Annotated in this window: 16 protein-coding genes and 2 pseudogenes; 5 read left to right on the forward strand and 13 right to left on the reverse strand. The window is 71.8% G+C overall.

From position 1 onward, the window contains the following. Positions 1-7: 7 nt before the first annotated feature. Positions 8-427, reverse strand: a complete 420-nt coding sequence (locus ACWD1U_RS13240; protein ID WP_451107087.1) for a hypothetical protein — start codon at positions 425-427, stop codon at positions 8-10. A 99-nt stretch (positions 428-526) separates the two neighbouring features. Between ACWD1U_RS13240 and ACWD1U_RS13245 the strand changes: the two genes are divergently transcribed. The 3 genes from ACWD1U_RS13245 to ACWD1U_RS13255 all read left to right on the forward strand — a co-directional run bounded on the left by ACWD1U_RS13245 (position 527) and on the right by ACWD1U_RS13255 (position 3658). Next, the gene (locus ACWD1U_RS13245) at positions 527-1441 is read left to right on the forward strand and encodes an NAD-dependent protein deacetylase (protein ID WP_451107089.1); all 915 of its coding nucleotides are present in this window, start codon (positions 527-529) and stop codon (positions 1439-1441) included. Between the two features lie 372 nt (positions 1442-1813). Next, positions 1814-2791, forward strand: coding sequence for an NADPH:quinone reductase (locus tag ACWD1U_RS13250; protein WP_451107091.1), 978 nt, complete (start codon positions 1814-1816; stop codon positions 2789-2791). A gap of 345 nt (positions 2792-3136) precedes the next feature. Continuing rightward, positions 3137-3658 (forward strand): hypothetical protein, encoded by a 522-nt coding sequence (locus tag ACWD1U_RS13255; protein WP_451107093.1) that lies wholly within the window; start codon positions 3137-3139, stop codon positions 3656-3658. Between the two features lie 119 nt (positions 3659-3777). On the opposite strand, the gene tpg is transcribed toward ACWD1U_RS13255, so the two are convergent. Further along, on the reverse strand, positions 3778-4335 hold the full coding sequence (tpg, locus tag ACWD1U_RS13260) for a telomere-protecting terminal protein Tpg (RefSeq protein ID WP_451107095.1): 558 nt from the start codon (positions 4333-4335) through the stop codon (positions 3778-3780). Positions 4336-4341: 6 nt separating this feature from the next. Beyond that, complete coding sequence (tap, locus tag ACWD1U_RS13265; RefSeq protein ID WP_451107097.1) at positions 4342-6621, reverse strand: telomere-associated protein Tap; 2280 nt, start codon at positions 6619-6621, stop codon at positions 4342-4344. Positions 6622-6877: 256 nt separating this feature from the next. On the opposite strand from tap, the gene ACWD1U_RS13270 reads away from it, so the two are divergent. Then, on the forward strand, positions 6878-7330 hold the full coding sequence (locus ACWD1U_RS13270) for an ATP-binding protein (RefSeq protein WP_451107099.1): 453 nt from the start codon (positions 6878-6880) through the stop codon (positions 7328-7330). Positions 7331-7386: 56 nt separating this feature from the next. Then, on the forward strand, positions 7387-7758 hold the full coding sequence (locus ACWD1U_RS13275) for a hypothetical protein (protein WP_451107101.1): 372 nt from the start codon (positions 7387-7389) through the stop codon (positions 7756-7758). Positions 7759-7839: 81 nt separating this feature from the next. On the opposite strand, the gene ppk2 is transcribed toward ACWD1U_RS13275, so the two are convergent. From ppk2 to ACWD1U_RS13325, 10 genes and pseudogenes are all read right to left on the reverse strand, one after another. After that, positions 7840-8796, reverse strand: coding sequence for a polyphosphate kinase 2 (gene ppk2 / locus ACWD1U_RS13280; protein ID WP_451107102.1), 957 nt, complete (start codon positions 8794-8796; stop codon positions 7840-7842). Between the two features lie 31 nt (positions 8797-8827). Then, entirely contained in the window at positions 8828-9070 is a 243-nt protein-coding gene (locus ACWD1U_RS13285; protein WP_451107104.1) for a DUF6411 family protein, read from the reverse strand. 178 nt (positions 9071-9248) lie between these two features. Next, a complete protein-coding gene (locus ACWD1U_RS13290) occupies positions 9249-11219 on the reverse strand; it encodes a spermidine synthase (RefSeq protein WP_451107106.1) in 1971 nt (656 codons plus the stop codon). Positions 11220-11514: 295 nt separating this feature from the next. Beyond that, on the reverse strand, positions 11515-12570 hold the full coding sequence (locus ACWD1U_RS13295; protein WP_451107108.1) for an NAD(P)/FAD-dependent oxidoreductase: 1056 nt from the start codon (positions 12568-12570) through the stop codon (positions 11515-11517). A 10-nt stretch (positions 12571-12580) separates the two neighbouring features. Further along, positions 12581-13099, reverse strand: a complete 519-nt coding sequence (locus ACWD1U_RS13300) for an isoprenylcysteine carboxyl methyltransferase family protein (protein ID WP_451107110.1) — start codon at positions 13097-13099, stop codon at positions 12581-12583. Further along, the gene (locus ACWD1U_RS13305; protein WP_451107112.1) at positions 13096-14184 is read right to left on the reverse strand and encodes a type III polyketide synthase; all 1089 of its coding nucleotides are present in this window, start codon (positions 14182-14184) and stop codon (positions 13096-13098) included. Before ACWD1U_RS13305 ends, ACWD1U_RS13300 begins: the two co-directional genes overlap by 4 nt. A gap of 68 nt (positions 14185-14252) precedes the next feature. After that, positions 14253-15086: a UbiA family prenyltransferase gene (locus tag ACWD1U_RS13310; protein WP_451107114.1), complete on the reverse strand. Its 834-nt coding sequence runs from the start codon at positions 15084-15086 to the stop codon at positions 14253-14255. Then, complete coding sequence (locus ACWD1U_RS13315) at positions 15083-15361, reverse strand: hypothetical protein (protein WP_451107116.1); 279 nt, start codon at positions 15359-15361, stop codon at positions 15083-15085. Before ACWD1U_RS13315 ends, ACWD1U_RS13310 begins: the two co-directional genes overlap by 4 nt. Before the next feature lie 275 nt (positions 15362-15636). Next, a pseudogene (locus ACWD1U_RS13320) lies at positions 15637-16083 on the reverse strand (saccharopine dehydrogenase); the annotation flags it as partial. A gap of 233 nt (positions 16084-16316) precedes the next feature. After that, positions 16317-17521 (reverse strand): annotated as a pseudogene (locus ACWD1U_RS13325) (glycoside hydrolase family 64 protein). Positions 17522-17538: the final 17 nt, after the last annotated feature.

Here is a 17538-nt window from a genome sequence, read left to right on the forward strand (position 1 = left end):
GCTCTCGTCAGGCAGCGGCGTGCGATGGCCACCCGCCGCTGCCTGACCGTCTGTCCCGCTCCCAGGGTTTCAGGCACCGGCCCGCCTCCCGACGCGGCTCGAAACCGTGCCGCTCCAGCAGGTCCAGCACGTCGGCCGCTTCCCGTGCGCCCAGTTCCTCGCCCAGTTCCGTCGCCTCGCGGTGCAGCACGGTGCGGACCGGTTCCCCCGTCGCGTCGGCCTCCTCCACCGCGCGGGCCGGCAACCGCCCGGACAGCTTGTAGTGCCGCTCCGGCAGACCGACGCTGACCTGCCGGTCCGAGCGCCGGTACAGCTTGGCGGGCCGTCCAGCACCCGGGCCGCTGAGCCCGCTGCGCCTCTCGTACACGACCTCGAGCAATCCCTGGTCGGCCACACCAGGGCGGACGAGCGGCCCGGCCGCGCTCATCCGCCCCGCCCGCGGTACGGTCGCCCTTCTGATGCGGGGTAGTGCCGGTCCGGTCGACGGCGCAGCCGCATCGGGGCGACCGTTCCGTACCCTGACGGCATGCGCATGCGCCCCACTGTGAGCTGGACCCCGACCGCGGACCTGCCGCCGGGCACCACTGATCTGGAGCCGGTCGCCGATGCGCTGAGCAGCGGCGGTGTGCTGGTGCTCAGCGGGGCGGGCATCTCCACGGAGTCGGGCATCCCCGACTACCGGGGCGAGGGCGGGAGTCTGAGCCGGCACACCCCGATGACCTACCAGGACTTCACCGCCGGCGCGCATGCCCGGCGCCGGTACTGGGCGCGCAGCCACCTCGGCTGGCGCACCTTCGGCCGCGCCCGTCCCAACGCCGGGCACCTGGCGGTGGCGGCGTTCGGACAGCACGGCCTGCTCGCGGGTGTCATCACCCAGAACGTCGACGGCCTGCACCAGGCGGCGGGCAGCGAGGACGTCGTGGAACTGCACGGCAGCCTGGCGCGGGTCGTCTGCCTTTCCTGCGGCGCGCTCAGCCCGCGCCGCGAACTCGCGCAGCGGCTGGCGGAGGCCAATCCGGGCTTCGCGCCGGTGGCTGCCGGTATCAACCCGGACGGTGACGCCGACCTCACCGACGACCAGGTCGGGGACTTCCGCGTCGTGCCCTGCGGGGTCTGCGGCGGCATCCTCAAACCGGACGTGGTGTTCTTCGGCGAAGCCGTTCCGCCGCGGAGGGTCGAGCACTGCCGCGAGCGGGTCCGTGAGGCGACCTCGCTGCTGGTCCTGGGCTCCTCGCTGACGGTGATGTCCGGGCTCCGCTTCGTCCGCCAGGCGGCCCGGGCCGGGAAGCCCGTACTGATCGTCAACCGGGACGCGACCCGGGGCGACCGGCACGCCGTCACCCGGGTATCGCTCCCGCTGGGGCCCGCCCTCACCACCGTGGCAGACCGGCTCGGCATCCCTGTCGGCGGCACTACAGCGCCCCCGAGGCCGGCGGGTTGAGCCCCTGACGCCCACCTCCCGGCGCCCTCTCCCCGCCGCCTGGCCGAGTCACCGGCGAGAAACAGCCGGTCGCCCCGCCATCGCAAGCAGACACACCGCCCTCGGCCGGCCCCTTCCCGGGCGAGGCCCGTGGCCCCGCCGGCCGCCCCAGGCAGGTTCGGGTTTCGGCGCGGGTTTCGGGGATCGAGGCCGGGCGCGTGCCGTTGCCGGACGCGACATCCCTGGAGGGCGAGCCGGTCGCACGGGACGCCTCGGATCGGCCGGCCTTCGAGTGGCTGCGGAACCGGCTTCTGAGGCACGGCGCCGGGGCGGCTGCCGAGGGCGCTTCTACGATCGAAAACCCCCTCGAGCCGACCGGTAACGGAGATCCCGATGCTTGCGTCCTGGTACGACGAACAAGGCCCCGCAGCAGACGTCCTCCACGTCGGCGAACTGCCCGACCCCGTCCCCGGCCCCGGCGAGGTCCGCATCCGCGTCACCGTCTCGGGCGTGAACCCCGGAGACACCAAGAAGCGACGTGGCTGGCTCGGCTCGACCATGCCCTACCCCCGGGTCGTCCCGCACAGCGACGCCGCCGGTGTCGTCGACGCGGTCGGGGACGGGGTCGACGCCGGCCGCCTCGGACAGCGGGTGTGGGTGTACGGCGCCCAGTCCTACCGTCCCTTCGGCACGGCCGCCCAGTACACCGTGGTCCCCGACCACCAGGCCGTCCCCCTGCCCGACCACCTCGGGGACGACGTCGGCGCCTGCCTCGGCATCCCCGGCATCACCGCCCACCGCGCGGTCTTCGCCGACGGCCCCGTCGACGGCAGGACCGTCCTGGTGCACGGCGTCCTCGGCGGCGTCGGCTCATTGGCCGCCCAACTCGCCCGCTGGGGCGGAGCGACAGTGCTCGCCACCGTCCGTCACGGCGCCGACCTCGGCCGTGTGGACCCGGCCGTGGTGTCCCACACCGTCGCCTTGGACCAGGATGATCCGGCAGCTGCGATCCGCGCCCACGCGCCCCGGGGCGTCGACCGCATCGTCGAGGTTTCCCTGTCCGACAACGCCGACCTGGACAACGCCGTCGCCGCCAACGAGGCAGTCATCTCCGCGTACGCCACCCGCGCCGACCGCACCGGCATCCCCTTCTGGCCGCTGCTGTTCAACAACGTCACGCTCCGCCTGATCGGCAGCGACGACTTTCCGGCCGAGGCGAAACGGCAGGCCGCCCGCGACCTCACCGCTGCCGCCGCCGTCGGCGCCCTCACCGCTCCCGCCGTCGCCCGCTACTCCCTCCAGGACATCGCCCGGGCCCACAACCACGTGGATTCCGGCGACCGGGGGCGCGTGCTGGTCGCTGTGCCCTGAGGCGACGCCGGTCCGGGATGCTTCGCTTCGCGGGCGGGCGGGTGGGGTGAGACGGAGGAGGGTGAGCTTGCCAACTCATGATCCGCTGACGGGCCGAGCAGCACCTCAGGCATAGCCTTCACGTCAACTCATTGCAACCAGCAGGAGCAACACCTGTTGCTTTACAGTGAAGTCATTGCAATGATTTTAGCGAACCCACCTGCACTTACGTCTCTCCCATGCAACAAATACATTGCCACATCCATGAATGCAACGTAGCGTTTCTAATAGAGGAAACGCGAACTGAAGGCCTCACGGGTCGACAGGTGCGCGTTTCGCGGAGTGAGCGAACAGGGGGAGCGAATCATGGAGACAGCGCAGAGACGGCAGCAGGCGGCACCCGGCGCCTTCACGGCCTTCGCCCGCTTCGTGCTCTGCGGTGGCGGAGTGGGGCTCGCCTCCAGCTTCGCCGTGGCGGCCGTCGCCTCCTGGATTCCCTGGGCCGCCGCAAACGCCCTGATCACCGCGGTTTCCACGCTCCTCGCCACGGAGCTGCACGCCCGCTTCACGTTCGGCGCAGGCCGGCACGCGACGTGGCGCCAGCATGCGCAGTCGGCCGGGTCCGCAGTGGCCGCGTACGCGATGACCTGCGCGGCGATGCTCGTCCTGCACCAACTGGTGGCGGCACCCGGTGCGATGCTCGAGCAGGCCGTCTACCTGACCGCCTCCGCACTCATCGGTGTCGGGCGGTTCGCGGTACTGCGCCTCCTCGTCTTCACCCGGAACCACTCGCAGGCCGCGGCCACCGCCCGCCCCGCCCCGCCCTGCCCGTCCGTGGCCCGCATCTCGACGGCAGTGGGCCCAGCGGCTCTCTGCCGCACCGCCTGACCGCTACGCCGGGGTTCTGACCTCCGCCCGGAACGCCAGAAGACTTAGGGTGCGGGAGGCAGCAACCGTACACGGCCAAGGACTCGGGCTTCGGAGCCCGTGAGCGCGATCCGCGTGGCCTACAGGTCGAACTCGAGGTGCTGGATGTCGGTGAAGCGCACCTCCTCCAGTTGGCCGGCGCGGCGGCCGCTGTCCTGGAAGTAGACCTCCTTGAGCCCCTCGGCCGCGATCTCCCTCAGACGCTGTTCGCCGACGCCCTGCTCCTGAGCTTCGAAGAGACGAGCGGCGTACTGCGGCGGCAGCGCCACGGTGAGATGCCGGAGCCGGTCCTCGTCGGTCGTGCCGATCGGCGCGGTGTAGCCGATCCGGGCACGGGTGTCGATGACGATGCCACCCGTGGTCGCCGCCTTCTGCCGGGCCTTGGCGCGGATCTGCGGCTGCCACCGCTTCTTCACCTCGCGCTCCAGGCGCGCGGCGAGGTCAGGGCGCGGTCTCTTGATCTGGTCCTTCACGTACCGTTCGACGGTGCGCTGGGAGATGCGCAGCATCTGGGCGACGGGTCGGGTGCCCTTGAGCTGCCTGACGAGGTACCGCATCTGCGCGGGCGCGCTCTTGGGCGCCGGGCGGGTGAACGCCTTCTCCACCGCGGCGTCCAGGCCGTCCTCGAACGTGCTCATCGCCTGCTACTCCCCGTTGTCGATGTCGGTGACGGTGCCGTCCTTGATGTACCGGGCGAGGTTGAGCTCGGGGGCGTCGAACCGCTCGCGGACCTCTTCGCCCCACAGGACGCTCTGGGTGCCCTCGTGCTTGACCAGGCCCGGGTTGACACCGAGCTTGAAGCCTCCGGGCAGGGGCTTGCCGTCCCGGTAGGGCAGGAAGTCGAGCGGGCCGGCGCCGTCGGCCGCGTACACGACGCAGTCGGAGAGGATCGCCACCGGGTACTGCCCGGTGAACGCCGCATGCTTGACGATTTTCCGGTGGAGGTTGATCCGCGTGCGGGAGATGACCGCCGCGCGGATGTCCGGCCGCCACGTGGGGCGGGACAGCGCCCGCCACGGCCGGCCGGGCCGCCAGCCCTCCCCCCGGGGCCGCTCGCGCAGTTTGCCGAGACCGCCCTTGACCGTCGCCTTGATCGCCGAGACGACGATCGCCAACTGGGGGTCACGCTCCCGGTAACCGTCCATGGCCGCCAGGAAGTCGGCCGGCGTCATGTCCGCGTGCACGCCGAGGTCGGCCATCGTGGCTAGGTAGGCGTCCCGGAGGCGGTTGTACCAACCGTCCAGGTAGCGGCCGTTGTCGTAGCGCACCCACGCCTCGATCGGCCGGACGTCGTACCCGAGTTCCACCGCGTAGGCGACGGTGGGCGTGGCGTACCAGGCCGGGCCCTCGGGCCGCTCGCCCTTCGGCGTGAACGGGCTGGGCAGCAGGTCGCCGTCCAGGTCCGCCCACGTGTCCTTGCCGACCTTCACCCGGGACAGGTCGACGTGGGACAAATCCACCAGCCACGAGCCGGGCAGCTTCGCATCGAACTCCGGCGCCTTGACGTGCGTCGGCTCACCGAGGCCGACGACCAGGCCGTTGGCGCCGGCGGCGAAGGCCATGTTCACGTCGATGCCGACCAGGCTGCGGCGCATGCATTCGTCGTCGGTCATCGACCGCGCCCAGTCGTACGCCTCCTCGAACAACTTCTCGCCGGGGCCGCGCACGTGGAAGCGCGGCAGGTCCGTGAGCAGCGGGTGGCCGTCCGGGGCCTCGCACGGAGCGCAGTCGACCGGGTCCCGGCCCAGCGAGCCGGGGTTGTGCTCGGAGTGCCGCCTGCCGTCGGCGTCGGGCTCGGAGGCGCGGGTCGGCGGGTGCAGCGCGGTCATCAGCTCCAGGCCGGTGACGGCCGTGGAGCCGCGGGGCGTCATCACCCGGGCCGCGTACACGCCCAGGATCCGGGCCAGTTCCGCCGGCGGGAGCTGAGCGGCCTGACCCCAGTGACGGGCGTCGAGCGCGTGCCAGGAGGGGATGCACAGCTGCACGCATGCCCGCTCCGAGCCGGTGGCGGGGCGGTAGATCCGAGCCCACGGCCCGAACCCGCGCTTGGTGAGCTTCCAGTCGGCCCGCGCGAGCTGCTTGATGACCTTGTGGTCCTCCGGGATGCGACCGGCGTGCCGCTCCTCCTCGCTCAGGGTGACCGGCAGGCCGTAGCGCGCCAGCGCGGACTCGGTGAGCACGAGCAGCGGGTCGGCGTCCTTGCCCGGGCCGGACAGCTTCGGCTGGCCGAGCTTCGCCTCCTTCAGCGTCCAGTCCACCAGGGTTGGAATGCTTTTGGCGGGCACGTCCAGGACCAGGCCGCCGGTGCAGTACGCCAGCACCTGCCCATCGGCGTCGATGTCGACGACCGCGAGCGGGCCGTTCTCGAAGCGCGGGTCGGCGCCGGTCGCGGGGGTGGCGGCCGGTGGCGCCTTCCGCGCGCCGGGGCGGCGCGATGTCGCTGGCGACGTGCTCCTGGCGGTACGGGCCGGGGGTGGCTCGGCCGGGACGGCGGGGGCAGGGGCAGGGGCAGGGGCAAGGGCCGGGGTGGTCCGGGCGTCAGGGGCCGGGGTGGTCTGGGCGTTCTCCTGTGCCGTCACGTCCGCGGCGTCCGGGGGCGGCCCCGCGGACGGGTCAGGTTCCGCCGGGACGGGGTGGCCGGTGTAGGCGGAGGGCTCGGGCGGCTGGGCGACGGCGGGCGCCGGGTAGAGCTCCGCGAGCTTGTTCAGCAGCCGCGCGTATGCCTCGCGTTCCGGGCCGCGCGGCTCGGTCGGCTTCCTGACCGACTCCCAGCCGGACACCGTCGCCCGCCGCACCTTCAGTGCGGCGGCCACTTGTTCCAGCGTCAGACCGTGGGCCTGGCGCAGCCGCTTGCGCTCTTCCACCGGCGGCAGCGGAGCGCGGGACGCGACCAGCGCGTCGACCGCGTCGAACAACTCGGACACGAAGCACCTCCGCCCCGGATTCTATTGGTTGACCGCACGGATCGCGTAATTCCCACGTACATAACCCGTACGAAGGGCGCGGCGACAGAGAAGCGAGCGAACTCGAACCACTCGGTCAGCATCGTCGCGCGGCGAAAGCACCGCAATCGGCTCCGCCGCGCCGCAACGCCGCAGACGCCCATGTCTGTCAGGACGGGCGCCGGGTACACGATTCGTGCGCGAGCGTGCGTGTGAGACCTAAGGAGAGGTGGCCGGGGTGGCGGTGAAGGCGATGGGGTGGGCGCACTCGTTTCCCATGTCCGAGGGAGTGCGCGCCGGGCGGGAGTGGACTCGCGGGCGCTTGAGGACCCTGCCCTGGGCCGCCGCCGAGCCGGACACGGTGGACACCATCGTGCTGGCGGTGTCCGAACTGATCACCAACGCGCACATCCACGCGCACAGCGACGCGCACCTGGTCCTCACGTGGGACGGCGACTGCCTTCACGTGAGCGTCCACGACGAGGACCCGTCGCTGCCGCGCCAGCGCGAACCGAAGCCGGAGGAAGTCTCCGGCCGCGGAGTGGCGATCGTTCGCAAGCTCGCCGACGAGTGGGGGATGAGGTGCCAGCGGCACGGCAAGACGGTGATGGCGTGCTTCCGTCCCGCCGATCCCGGGACCGACAGCGATCCCGATGCCGGCAGCGACGGGCACGGCCGCAGCAGCGGTTGACTTCTGCTCACCGGTGAAAACTCACCGATGCAGCCCTCTGGAGGGGACGAAGTGTCATGCACCTGGCGCGAGGATCGAATGACGACCCCTACGTCTGGCTCTGGGTCCTGGGCGCACTCACGCTGTACGCGCTGATCAGCTACGGGCTGACCTACCGCGCCCGCGCCCGGCGGGGTTCCGCACATCCTGCTCGTGACGCCCTGCGTGACCTCAAGGACCGCGAGGATCCCCAGCCGCCCGAGAACCGCTTCGTCAGCCGCGTGATCATGCTGTGCGGAGGGGGGCTCACCGGTCTGGTCGCCTTCCTGACGAGTGGCGCCGTGCGGGTTCTGGCGGTCGGAGTGACTGCCGTGGTGGCGGTGACCGTTTGGGCGTACTACGACCACCGCACGGAACGGCGCGCGCCCGCTCGGTCCTCCGCTCAGTGACGACGCAGGCCCCGCCTCATCGGATCGGATGGGCGGGGCCTGCTCGGGTCATCGGATGGGCGGGGCCTGCTCGGGACACCGTCAGTCGGTCCCCGGGTGCGTGCCGGGCCCCTCGGCCACGGGGGACAACGGAGTGGGCGACAGTGTGGTGTCCTCCTCACCGGGCTCCAACAGGGTGTCGGCCGCGCCGACGATGAGGGGGTCGGGTCTGCCGACCGCCTCGTGGTCCTTGCTGGCGTAGTCGATACGTGACAGCAGACTGCGCATGGTCTCCAGCCGGGCGCGCCGCTTGTCGTTGCTCTTGACGACGGTCCAGGGGGCATGGGCGGTGTCCGTGGCACGGAACATGTCGACCTTCGCCTCGGTGTAGTCGTCCCAGAGGTCCAGCGAGGCCAGGTCGGTGGGCGAGAGCTTCCACTGGCGCACGGGGTCGACCTGCCGGATCGCGAAGCGCGTGCGCTGCTCGGAGCGGGAGACGGAGAACCAGAACTTCACCAGCAGGATGCCGTCGTCGACCAGCATCCGCTCGAAGGCCGGGCACTGGTCGAGGAACAGCTCGTACTGGTCTTTGGAGCAGTACCCCATCACGCGCTCCACGCCGGCCCGGTTGTACCAGGAGCGGTCGAAGAAGACGATCTCCCCGGCCGTCGGCAGATGCGCGATGTACCGCTGGAAGTACCACTGCCCCACCTCGCGTTCGGTGGGCTTGTCCAGGGCGACCACGCGGGCGCCGCGGGGGTTGAGCCGCTCCATGAGCCGCTGGATGGTGCCGCCCTTGCCCGCCGCGTCACGTCCCTCGCACACGACGACCAGGCGTGCGCCGGTGTCCTTGACCCACCGCTGGAGCTTCAGCAGTTCGATCTGCAGGATGCGCTTGGTCCGCTCGTATTCCTTGCGCCTCACCTTGCGGTCGTACGGATGGTTCTCCCGCCAGGTCCGGATGGGACGTCCGTCTGCGTCCAGGACGATCGGCTGCTCTTGTCGACTGGCATCCACGGTCAGCCCGTCGAGCAGCTTGTCCGCGTCTTCGGCGTTCATCACCAGGCTCCCCGCTCGCTCGCACAGCCGGTCAGAAGGGCATGCGGCCGCGCGAGCGGCGACCTGCCGAACCGCTGCGGCTCACCGCGCGCGAACTGGTGTGGAAGGGCTTGCTGAAGAGCCGGCCCAATACGCCGGGCGCCTTGCCACCGGCCCGCGCCCCGGCACCGAGCGTGCGTTGCGTGCCGCGCTCCGGGTGGCGGGAGAGACGGGGGACGAGGAAGGCCAGGACGGCCAGGACCACACAGACAGCAATGACGGCGGCGATTACCATGATCGATTCCTTTCGCTGGTGGACGGCTACACGGGTGCCCCGCCCTGCCCCGCCCATGTGAGGAGCGAAGACTCCGACCGGACCGGTCCGGTTCACCGCCCGCACCCGCGGCTGCGGCGGCACGCGTGGGGGGTGGTCGTACCAGCCCTCGCACAGCCGCCACCCGTGCGCTTTTCCGTCAGGTCACCGCCCGTTCCCGCCCCGCGAGGCGCATGGCGACGTATGCCCCGAGGTACAGGGCGGCGACGACCAGGAGCAGTGTCTGATAGCCCGTCACCAGGGCCAGGTACTCGATCGCGCCCCCTGTCATCGCGCCCAGCAGGTTCGCGCCGAACGCGGAGGTCGGGTCCGGGGCGAGAGCGAGGCGGTCCGAGAAGACGAGGTTGGCGCAGAAGATGGGCGTGAAGGCCAGGGCGATGGCGGCGGCGAGCCGCGCGGGGTAGGGCAGCGACAGCACGGCGCCCGCGGGGACGAGCCAGACCACCGCGAGGGAACCGAACAGCATCAGTTGCAACAGCAGTTGTTTGACCCTCCGCAGCCTGCGCCGGACCTCGACCGCCGCGAGGACGGCGACCAGGACCCCGAAGAAGACGAGGGCGTTGACCAGCCAGGTCGTACCGAAGTAGAGGGCGAAGCCGATCACGTTCTTCGTTTCGAGCAGCATGAAGGCCGCACCGAGCAGGAACATGTCGGTGTAGCGGAGCGTGCTGCGGACGCGTACCCCGGTCAGGCGCACCGACAGGAGCGTCACCAGAAGGATCGCGCCCAAAGCACCCAGGTAGAGCGTGGGGATGCTGCGGTGCAGCAGGTACGGGAAGGGGTGGTCGTCGCTCGCGGCCGCCGGGACCGCGCCGCTGGGCTGCCAGGTCGTCGCGCAGGACTGGTCGGCGGGCGTCATCCCGGCCACCAGCACGGCCGCGTTCCTCTTGAACGTCGTCATGCAGGGGGCGTGGCCGAAGACGTCGTCGAGGGTTCCGGCGAAGCGGTCGACCAGCCAGCTCTCGCGGTAGTAGTTGTACATGGCGAACGCGCCGTCCGGCGCCAGGTGGTCGCGCGCGGCCTCGAAGGCCTGCCGGGTGAAGAGGTAGCTCTCCAGACGCAGGTTGCTCGCACCGGAGACCAGTGTCAGCGAGTCCGGCAGGGCCAGGACGATCAGGTCGTACTTGGTCTTGGTCCGCTCCAGGAAGGCGCGCCCGTCGTCGATGTGCACGTGCACCCTCGGGTCGTCGTACGGCCTCGCGGGATGCAGGTGCGCGCCGATCTCCTGCAGCCGTGGATCGATCTCGACCGCGTCCACGCGCTCCGCTCCGTACGCGAGTGCGACCGTGACGTCGTTGCCGTTGCCCGCCCCGATGATCAGCACGCGCTTGTGCGGGTTGCGTGGCGTCTGGTCGTACGCCTCACGGTAGGGCGAGTCCTCCCGCATCAGCACCGGGCGCGGGGCTGTGCTCTGGTGGGGGACGCCGTTGGCGGAGATGTACCAGGTCCGGGTGGTGGTCGGCGAGGGTCTGAGCTCGATCTTGTAGTACGGCGACCAGGAGATGCCGCTCGTCGTCGTCTCCAGGAACAGCGCGGCGACCATCGCCGTGAGGGGAATGCCGTACAGCAGGGTGTTGCGGCGTCCACCGAGGACCAGCAGGGCCGCGGCGGCGAGTACGCCCCATACGACCGAGGGGGCGCGCAGCCAGGACAGCGCGGCGAAGGAGAGTGAGCCGGTGATGCTGCCGAGCAGGTCGTAGCGGTAGGCGTCGAGCGAGGGAAGCAGGCGGAAGAAATCCGCGGTGATCTTCCCGATCCCCGCCATGATCACCGCCGTCAGCAGGAAGATGGCCGGCAGCGTCACCCACTCGGGAAGGCCGGTGGTCTTCACGGCGGTGAAGTAGAGGACCTCGCTGCTGCTCTGGCGCACCTGCACGGGGTACTCGCGCACCAGGATGACCAGGAGCGCGAGCGGAAGCGGTGTCCAGCGTTTGAGCCACTGTCCGCGTGCCGCGGGGATCAGGAACCCGATGCCGATGCCTAGGAACGACCCCAGCAGGATGAAGTTCGAGAAGTAGCTGAGGTGGACGACGTTGGCGCCCGCCCATCTGATCAGCGCCAGCTCGACGAACAGCATGGTGGTGCTGGCCAGGACGAGCCTCCAGCGCACCGATCCCGCTGTTTGCCCTGATTCGCTCCGCTTCATGACGGTTTACGGTGCCACCCTCGGTGTGGCGAGTCGAGGTGCCGTGCCGCGCCCGTGTGTGTCATGGGGGTGGCGGCTGCGGGCGCCGCAAGCGGCAGCCCAGTCGGCGGCAAGGGTTGCGGGTGCGGCGGCGGCAACCGAGTCGGCGGCGCAGGGCAGCCGCCGGCCTGACCGGTCCCACGCGTGGCACCCACGGCTCATCATCGACCCCGCTCTGGGCGTACGGCTGCCTGGTTCGTTCCCGGGCCGACGGTCCCCGCTACTGGGTCGGTCGATCCGACTCGGCCGGCTCGCCCACCGGGCGGGCCAGCATGCCGACGGTCGTGGAGAACAACCACGGCAGCCGTTGCGCGACGGGCACCAGCGCCGCCCGGGCCGGGAGCGTCCGCGTCGCGCCGAGGAGCGCGTGCGTCAGCCAGCGGTAGCGCCGGGTGAGCTGCCGCCACTCCCGCTCGTAGGCCGCCAGGTCACCGCTGATGACGGCGTGTACCGCGGCAGGCGCCTGGGCGAGCGCCAGCGCGATGCCCTCGCCGGTCAGGGCGTCGACGTACCCGGCGGCGTCGCCCACGAGCAGCACCCGGCCGGCTGTGCGCGCGCTCGCGACCTGGCGGAGCGGGCCTGCTCCCCGTACCGGTCCGGCGAGACCGGCCCCGGCCAGCCGCTCCCGCAACTCGGGGAAGGCGGCGAGGTGGTCGTCGAACGGCCGGCGGGCGGTGGTGAGCACCGCGACGCCCACGAGGTCGTCGGCCACCGGGGTCACATAGGCCTCCGCTTCGCGGGCCCAGTGCACCTCGACGTGGTCGCTCCAGGGGGTGAGCGTGTAGTGGCGCCGCAACCCGTGCCGCGGACGGTACCGGCGCCGCCGGTCCAGCCCGAGGCCGCGGCGGATCGGCGAGTGCAGGCCGTCCGCCGCTACGAGGTGGCCGGCGCGGATGCCGTCGACCACCACCCCGTCCTGGTCCTGCGCGACGTGCCGCGCGGTGCGCCGGTCGATGCGTACGCCTGCTGCCAGCACCACCTCGCGCAGCAGCGCGTGCAGGGTCGTACGCCGCACTCCGCGCCCCGTGCCCGCTGTGAAGTGGGCGTCGACCCGGCGCCGCCCGGCGACGTAGCGGATGCCCCGCAGGTCGTGCCCCGGCGGATGCACGCCCAGTGCCGCCAACGCGGCGACGGCGCCCGGCATCAGGCCCTCGCCGCACGCTTTGTCGACGGTACCGGCCCGCTGCTCCCAGACGGTGACGTCGAGACCCGCCCGGGCCGCGTGCAGGGCCGTGGCCAGGCCGGCGGGTCCGCCGCCGACGACGAGAAGGTCCATGTGCACCTCCTCAGGCCAGGCGGGTCAGGGCGGCGTCCTCGGCACGGACGCGGGTGGCGAGCAGGAGCCCGTTGAGCGCGGTGAAGAGGAGCGCCGTGGTCCAGGCGGAGTGCACGAGGGGAAGCGCCAGCCCCTCGACGACGACGGCGACGTAGTTCGGGTGCGGGATCCAGCGGTAAGGTCCGCCGGTCACTCGCGCGGCCCCGGGAACGACGATCACCCGGGTGTTCCACTGCCGGCCCAGGGTGGCGATGCACCACCAGCGCAGCCCCTGCGCGAGCGCGACGAGGGCGAGCATGGCCCAGGCCAGGACCGGTACGACATCGGGCCGGCGCATCCACACCTCCACGAGAGCGCCGACGAGCAGGCCGGTGTGCAGCACCACCATGAACGGGTAGTGCCCCCGACCGGACTCCACACCGCCCCGTGCGAGGCTCCAGGCGGCGTTGCGCCGGGAGACGGCCAGTTCGGCGACCCGCTCCAGGCCCACGGCCAGCACCAGCACGGTGAACAGGGCCTCGCTGCTCACCGGCCACCCTCCGGAGCGCGAAGGAGGACGAGTTCGGAGCAGAAGCCCGGGCCCATGGCGAGCATGAGTCCGTAGGAGCCGGGCGGGGGCGGGCGGTCGGCGAGCGTGTCCGCCAGGACATGCAGCACCGAGGCGGAGGACAGATTGCCGATCCGGCGCAGCGAGTCCCAGGTCACGCTCAGCGCGTCCCGCTCGACGCCGAGGGCGTCCTGCAACGCATCGAGGACCTTGGGCCCGCCGGGGTGGGCGACGTACCAGTCGATGTCGCCGGACGTCAGCCCGTGGTCGGCGAGGAAGCCGCGCACGTCGTCGCCGACGTACCGGCGCACCAGGTCGGGGACCGCGGAGTCGAGTACGACTCTGAACCCGCCGGAGCCGATGTCCCAGCCCATCATGCGTTCCGAGTCGGGGTAGAGGCGGCTGCGCGAGGCGAGGACTTCGGGCCCGGCAGGGTCCTCGGTCCGGGCGAGCGGGTGCTCGCACCCGACGGCGACCACCGCCGCGGCACCGTCCCCGAACAGGCCGCCGGCCACGACGTTGGCGACCGATGTGTCGTCGCGCTGGAGCGTGAGCGAGCACAACTCGACCGACATCAGCACCGCGACGGCGTCGGGACGGCCGCGCAGCAGGTCGTGCAGGCGGGCGATGCCGGCCGCGCCGGCGACGCAGCCGAGGCCGACCAGGGGCAGGCGCACCACGTCGGGGCGCAGTCCGATCTCCGCCGCGACACGGGCCTCGAGGGAGGGCACGGCCAGGCCGGTCACCGTGCACGAGACGATGTAGTCGACGTCGGCCGGTGTGAGGTCGACGCTCTTGAGCGCGTCGACGACCGCGCGCCCGCCGAGTTCGACACCGGCCCGGATGAAGACGTCGTTCGACTGGCCGAAGTCCTCGATCCGGCCGTACTCCTCCAGCGGCAGCACGGTGTGCCGGGTCTCGACGCACACGTTGCGGTGGAGCCGCTCGACGACGCCGCGATCGACCGAGTGTCCGACCAGCGCGGTGGTGAGGAACTCGCTGATCTCTTCCTGCCGGTGGCAGTGTTCGGGCAGAGCGCCGCGGACGCTGAGGACGCGCATGGTCATGCTGGCTCCTGGGATCGGACGGTGGGGAGACAGGCCGGCTCGGGCCGGCGCAACGCCTGCCGGCGCCATCAGCGGGCCACCAGCAGCAGGACGTCGAGCAGGGCGATGCTCACCGCGGCACGGAAAGGAGCGCGCCCCCTGGCGAACCACGTGAGCACCGCGAGGGCGACCACCAGTGCCAGGACCGTCCAGGTCCACGCCGGAGGGGACCCGGCGGGACCGGCCACGGCGAGCACCGAGGCCGCGGTGAGCAGCACGGCGGCCAGGACGCGCGAGAGGCTTTCGCCCATCCGGTGCGGCAGGCCGCGGACACCGGTGAGTTCGTCGTCGGCGAGGTCGGGCAGCACGTTGAGCAGATGCGCTCCGACGCCTAGCGCGGCGCCGGCACCGGTCATCCACCACGGCGCCCAGCCCGGGTCCGGTCCGGCGAGGGTGACGACCGAGGGCAACGTCCCGAAGCCGCACGCGTACGGTACCCAGGACCACTTGGTCGCCTTCAGTCCGAGGTTGTAGGCGTGGCCCGCGCCGGTGGCGAGGACGATATTGACCAGCGCGCTGCGCCAGCCGACGAGCGCGGACAGTACGAGTGATGACACTGCGGCCACGGCCAGGGCGCGCGCCACCCAGCCGGCCGGGAGGGAGCCGACGGCCAGCGGCTTGTCGGGACGCCCCACGGCGCGGTCGCGGGAGAGGTCGAGCAGGTCGTTGCCCCAGCCGATGGTGAGCTGGCCGGTGAACACCGCCGCGGTGACCGCGGCAGCGTCCCACGGCTGCAGGCCGCCGCCCAGTGCCAGCAGGCCCGTGACGGCGGTGACAGCCAGAGCCGGCCCGCCGTGGGCGGCGGCGAGCAGCGCGAGCGCACGCGGCGGTACGGGGCGCGCAGGGGCCGTGCCGGCGGTCACGGGCGTCGCCCCGCCGCGGCCGGCACCCGGCAGATCGGGTCGCCGGCCATCCGGGAGGCCTCGTCGCCGGCCATCCGCCAGATCGGGTCGTCGGCCGTGCCGGGCCCTGTGCGTGCGCGCGGCGTGTCCGTCACCGCGGGCACGGGTGCCGTGCCGAGCCCGGGGCCGTCGGGCAGTCGCCGGGGACAGCCGGCCCTGTGCTGCATGCCCTCGGGCCGCAAGGTGCCTACGACGGAGCCGATGTCTCCGGTCGCCCTGGTGACGATGATGCGCATGCAGCATCGGTGCCACATTGCCCGCGCGCTCACACGAGGCGGTCCGGCATCCGGTGGAACCGGGATGTACGGGAGCCGAGCCGGTCGGTGTTCGGTGCCGTTCAGGATGCCGCGTGGGACAAGGTGCGTGGTCGGGCCGGCGGCGACGGGGGCCCGGGCTGTCGGTGCGGGCCCGGCTGGGCAGGCATGGTCTCGGTTTCCCGGGCCTCGCGGAGTCGGCGCCGCGGGGCCGCCCTCCGTGCGACGAACGGGAAGGTGACGACGGCCTGGGCGTGCAGCTCCAGCGTGATGTGCGGGGACAGCGCGCGCAGGAAGTCGGGCGCGTCGGAGATCTCTCCCGCGGAGGCGACGCCGACCGCACCGGTCCGTCCCCGTGAGGACGCGGTCGAGCGCTTCCGCCACGAGGGGCGCGGTGACGGCGTAGATGTCCTGGCCGCGGGCCACGGCGCGCCGTTCGGCGTCGCCCGAGCGCACGACGACGTCGACGAGGAAGGTCTGGTCGGACCGTCCGTGCTCGTCGGCCGCGGCCGGCGTCAGGGTGTCCGGGGCCGCGATGTCGCGGGCCGCCTCGACCGTCATGTAGGTATACACCTCGGGGATGGACAGGTGACTGGGGATCGTCACGACGTCGGCCAGTGTCAACTCCCGATCACCGCGCGGGGGCCCATCGGGTCGGGGAAGGTCCACTCCAGGGTCGGCGGGGCGTCGTGGTGGTACTCCAGGTCATGCTGTCGCCGCGGATCCGGAAGTCTCGTGGGGAGCCTGCGCGGAGGCCGACGCCGACGCGCACTGAGCGGCAGCCGGGCCCGCCGCCAGGGGGGAGAGCGGCGGGCCCTTCGCTTTCCTGGTGCCCCCGTTCGCGCGGCTCATGTCCGGCCGACCACATCTTTCCGAGCGCAGCGGGCGGAGTGTGCGTGGTCGGACCGGCCCCTACCGACTCCGTGCTGCGGCCGGGTCAGTTGAGGGGATCGAGCGTGAGGTACGCCTGGCGCGGATTGCCGTCGTGAACGAGGGACTCGTGGTGGCCCACGTCGTCGAAGGCGAACGCGTACGCCTTCCGTCGGCCATCTGCGCGTGGATCTTGCGGGCGTAGTGGTTGGTCACGCCGTCCTGGTAGAAGTTCACAGCGCTGGAGTCGGGCTGGTGGGGGTTCACCAGCAGGGTGGAGCGGTTGAACCCGGCGCACAGGGTGCGTGAGAGCGGGCCGCGTACCTGGTCGTTCGGCGCGTCGAGCCTCCTGTGGCAGCCGAAGACCGAGGAGGCGTCCGGCTTCTGGAAGCTGGTGACGACCGCCCCGGCGCTGTCGGTGAAGTCCATGACGCCGCCCGATACGCGGCCGTAGTACTTGGTGCCCGGCTGGTCCGCGAACGGGGTGACCGCCAGGGTCGAAGTGGAGTACTTCTGCCAGACGCGGTTGATGTAGTCGTCCATGACCGAGGTCGGCAGGGCGCCGGTTTCGAGGCCGTAGAGCGGGGAGAGGGCGCGCAGCACGGTGCCGTCGGGGCTGGTCTGGATCAGGTTCGACCAGCCCCCGGGCTGACCCCTGAGGGCGTTGAAGAAGCCGTTGTAGCCGCCGGGTTTGAGCCGGCCGGTGCTGGCGGTACTGCCGTCGGCTCGCTGTACTCCCACCGTGTACGGGGCGGAGAACATGTCGACCTGTGTGCTGTTGATCCACAGGCCCGCGTCGTTGAGTGTGTACTCAGACCAGTTGAACAGGATGTCGCGGTTGGGGTCGGTCGGGTTCTGCACGGCGGGCTGGACCAGGCCTCCGGTGGTGAGCTTGAAGGCGAGCTTCTGACCGTAGGAGAAGTACACGCGGCCGGAGAGCTTCGGCATGCGGATCGTCGCCGACCGGCCTGCCGCGGGGCCCGGGATCGAGGCGTCCGGTGCGGGTGTGGGCGGGTTCCCGCTTGCGGGCCAGGGGTGGAAGGTGCCGTTGGCGTCGGCCCAGCCCTGCCGTCCGGTCGACAGCTCCGTGCCGAGGTTGTAGATGTACACCTGCTCGCCGCGCGCCGAGTTGTTGGTGATCTTCAAGGGGATCGTCGCCGGGACGGCCGCGTGAGCCGGGGTGGTCGCTCCGGTCGTGAGCAGTGAGCCGGCGAGGGCGGTGGTGAGGGACAGCGCCAGGGCCGTGGCCCGGCGCCTGAGCGTGCGTAACATGGCTGCCTCCGTTCGAC

The organism is Streptomyces sp. NPDC002788 (assembly GCF_053592115.1).

Excerpts from the sequence above, each read along its gene's own strand:
- ACWD1U_RS13240 (WP_451107087.1), bottom strand. The coding sequence starts at position 427 with ATGAGCGCGGCCGGGCCGCTCGTCCGCCCTGGTGTGGCCGACCAGGGA.
- ACWD1U_RS13245 (WP_451107089.1), top strand. The coding sequence starts at position 527 with ATGCGCATGCGCCCCACTGTGAGCTGGACCCCGACCGCGGACCTGCCG.
- ACWD1U_RS13250 (WP_451107091.1), top strand. The coding sequence starts at position 1,814 with ATGCTTGCGTCCTGGTACGACGAACAAGGCCCCGCAGCAGACGTCCTC.
- ACWD1U_RS13255 (WP_451107093.1), top strand. The coding sequence starts at position 3,137 with ATGGAGACAGCGCAGAGACGGCAGCAGGCGGCACCCGGCGCCTTCACG.
- tpg (WP_451107095.1), bottom strand. The coding sequence starts at position 4,335 with ATGAGCACGTTCGAGGACGGCCTGGACGCCGCGGTGGAGAAGGCGTTC.
- ACWD1U_RS13275 (WP_451107101.1), top strand. The coding sequence starts at position 7,387 with ATGCACCTGGCGCGAGGATCGAATGACGACCCCTACGTCTGGCTCTGG.
- ppk2 (WP_451107102.1), bottom strand. The coding sequence starts at position 8,796 with ATGAACGCCGAAGACGCGGACAAGCTGCTCGACGGGCTGACCGTGGAT.
- ACWD1U_RS13285 (WP_451107104.1), bottom strand. The coding sequence starts at position 9,070 with ATGGTAATCGCCGCCGTCATTGCTGTCTGTGTGGTCCTGGCCGTCCTG.
- ACWD1U_RS13295 (WP_451107108.1), bottom strand. The coding sequence starts at position 12,570 with ATGGACCTTCTCGTCGTCGGCGGCGGACCCGCCGGCCTGGCCACGGCC.
- ACWD1U_RS13305 (WP_451107112.1), bottom strand. The coding sequence starts at position 14,184 with ATGACCATGCGCGTCCTCAGCGTCCGCGGCGCTCTGCCCGAACACTGC.
- ACWD1U_RS13315 (WP_451107116.1), bottom strand. The coding sequence starts at position 15,361 with ATGCGCATCATCGTCACCAGGGCGACCGGAGACATCGGCTCCGTCGTA.